The organism is Streptomyces marokkonensis, assembly GCF_039539045.1.
Taxonomy (GTDB): domain Bacteria; phylum Actinomycetota; class Actinomycetes; order Streptomycetales; family Streptomycetaceae; genus Streptomyces; species Streptomyces marokkonensis.
This window is the reverse complement of the sequence record NZ_BAABCQ010000331.1, coordinates 1-3,006: the sequence shown is the minus strand read 5'-3', so window position 1 is coordinate 3,006 and position 3,006 is coordinate 1. Positions and strand designations below refer to the sequence as shown.

The following is a 3,006-nucleotide window of genomic DNA, read 5'->3' as shown; positions in this document are numbered from 1 at the left end:
AGCGGATGATGTGCATCCAGTCGGGTCGGCGGATGTCGCGGTTGACGCTTGATTCTCCGATGGTGGAGGTGAATTTTGAATACATGGCTTTGATGTATTCGACGGTCACCGTGTCGTCGGCTTCGATGGCATTGGTGCGGGCCTCGGTTAGGACACGGCGGAATTTTTCCAGGAGGCCTTCGCTGGTGCCGGAGGTCCAGCGCTCGGTGATGCGCGGGGCCTCGCACAGGCCGAGGCGGGCGCAGCGGATGAGGAGGCGAATGGTGGCGTCGTCGAGGAGGACGGGGCCGTCTTCTCGGCGGTTGCCGATCGGGTCGGGCAGGTCGGGGTGGTGCCAGGTGGGGCGGGTGGGGAGGCGGTAGATGCCGGAGCGCTTGGGGTCGAAGCCGCCGTTGGGGTCGTGGATCAGGGCGCCGATGGGCAGGTGGGTCTTGAAGGCGGACAGGAAGCTGGCGTTGGTATCGAGGGCGTTGACGGTGATCGGGGGGTGGGTGCCGTTTTGGAGGGCGTCCATGAGGTGGGTGTTGGTCCAGTTGTGGCGGCCTTCCCAGATTTCGTCGGCGCCGTCCTTGGTTTTCTTCCGGAGGAATTCAAGGGTTTCCGGGTAGACGGTGTGTTCGTAATTTCCGCCGACGCGGGTTGCCTCGAACAGGGCCATTGCGTTCGGTACGGCCTTTTTCACCAGGGCTTCGGTTGCGACGGTGATGTCACCGTCGTGCTCGTGGAGGGCTTCGTCGACGGCGCGGGTGATCATGCCGGTGAAGTAGCTGTAGTCCCGGTTGGCGTAGCCGCCGGGCGGAGGTGGAGCGGCGGTGCGGCGGTGCGATGACCTGCGTGGGGCGTCGGTGTGGGCTGCCTGGGCGGGCTCGGTGGGTGTGGGGGCTTGGAGAGGCGCCTGCGGGGTGTGTCCGGGGGTGTGCAGGTTCGCGGCTTGTGGCTGCGCTGGAGGGGTGGGGCTGGCGTAGGGGATGGCCGGGTCTGTGATGCGGGCGTGGGCAAGGTCGGCGTGGAGAGTGAGGGCGGCCTGCGGGCCGAGGTCGCGTTCGGTGATGGTCGCGTGGATCTGGTCGGCGTCGCGGGTCAACGTGATGGTGATGTCGAGGCTGAGCTCGGCGATCAGGCGGGGATCGTCGCTGTCTACGGCAGCGACGACGGGGAGCTCGTGGGTACGGGCGAGGTGAGCGAGGGCCTGGGCGGCGTCGGTGATCTGGGCCGGGCCGGACAGCGGCAGTCGGGGGTCCTCGGTGGCCTGGAGGCGGTCGACCACGATGAGGGCCAAGCCGGGCAGGTCCGGGACGCTCTCGGCGATCGCGTCGGTGGTCAGGTCGGTGCCGTCGTCGATGTACAGCGGGGCTTGGGCCAGGTGGTGGTGGAGGGCTGCGGTGTCGTCCTGCTCGGTGGGTGTGAGGCGGCCAGCTCGCAGGCGGCGGTAGTCGACGGGCAGGTGTGCGGCGACGATGCGTGCGGCGATGTCGGCGCGGGTGAGTCCGCAGGCGGCGTACAGGACGGGTTGGTGCTGGTCGAGGGCGCTGGTGCGTGCGGCGGCGGTGGCGATCAGGCTGGATCCGGCTCCTGGGGCGGCGGCGACGAGATAGAAGCGGCCGGGCTGGAGGCCGCCGAGGGCGTCGTCCAGGGTGCGGATGCCGGTCGGCAGGCCCATCAGGGGTGTGAGTGTGGCGGTTTCACCGGTGGGGGCGGTGGTGGGAAGGACGGTGCCGAGGGCTTGCGCGAGTGCGGCCAGGCGTCGCGGGGTGCGTGGCGCAGTGATAGTTGGTGGGCCACTGGCCGGGATGACGGTCTCGTGGCTGGTCCCGGGCGTCGCGGGAGTGGGGGCCGGCGGGCCCGGCTCGGGCGGGGCCGAGGGGGGTGCGGGGAGGGCGGCCGGTGGTGTGAGTGGGTGCTGGAGTGTCGGGGGGCTGGGTGCGGGGGTGGGAGCGGCCGGGGAGCCGGTGGGGGTGGCCGACGGGGCCGGTGTGGCTGGGGTGGTGCCGCGTGAGGCGGGGGTACTGGCAGGTGCAGGCGTGTCCTGGGCTGCTGGTGTCGGTTCCGGCTGTGGTTCCGAGGGCGTAGTGGGTGCAGCGGCCGCTTCGGCAGGAGGAGTGGTCGGTGCGGGCGCGAGGTCTTTCGCGGCCTCGACTTCGGCTTCGGCTGTTGTGGTCGGGAGGGGGGTCTGGACTGCTTGCGGGGGTGTTGTGGCGGAGTCCGGGGCTGCTGCTGCAGCCGGAGCCGCTGTGTCGGGTGCTGGCTCGGCTTGAAGTGCGGGCGGGGTGGGGGTGCCGTCCGCGGCTGCGCCAAGCAGGACGGCGACGGGGGTCTTGTGGCGGCACAGCACCTGAGGGTGGCCCTCGGCGCCGTACTGGATCAGATCCCCCAGCTTTTTGCGGGCGTCCACGAAGCTGTGGGTGGGGGCTTGGGTGAGGTCCCAGCCCAGTTCGGTTGCGTGGGCGGGCGTGGTGAGCAGTGCATGGTGCGGGCCACGCGTCAGGGGTGTGGGGTGCCCTTGGATGGCGACGTTGATCAGCTGCTTGAGTGTGCTGCGGGCCTCGTGCAGCGTCGCCGGGCCGGTGCGCGTCAGGGCGTGTGGTGTTTCCGCGTCAGGGGCGGCGGAGGTTGTTCCCCGCTCGGACAACGGGCCCTCAGTTGACTCGGGTTGACTGTCATCGCCGTGTCGGCGGCTAGCGTCTTCGGAGGCTGTCTTGGCCGCTGAGGATGGTGTGGGAGGCGTGGGAAAACTCAATGGCCAGTTGCCCGCCCAGCGCGGAGCCTGGTCCGACGGCTCCTGTGAGGCTGCAGGCGGAGCGGCGTGGGCGGGGTTGCCCGGCACGGCAGCGCCGGAAGACGCCTCACCGGCGGTGCGGGATGAACGTGAGGAGGACACCCGGGGACTCCAAGAGCAAGTGGCAAGCGGATCGCAAGGGGAAGGTCGGGCAGTCGGCTCGGCAGCGGCCGCCTCTGCGAAACGACCGCGCCGCTAAAAATGTAACGTTGCCCCCCAGTCTAGCCGAC

At 70.1% G+C, this 3,006-nt stretch carries 1 protein-coding gene; it reads right to left on the bottom strand.

The features are described 5' to 3' along the window. The coding region (locus ABEA26_RS35575; protein ID WP_345598158.1) for a DnaB-like helicase C-terminal domain-containing protein at positions 1-1,660 on the bottom strand (1,660 nt) is incomplete at its 3' end. Between the last annotated feature and the right edge of the window lie 1,346 nt (positions 1,661-3,006).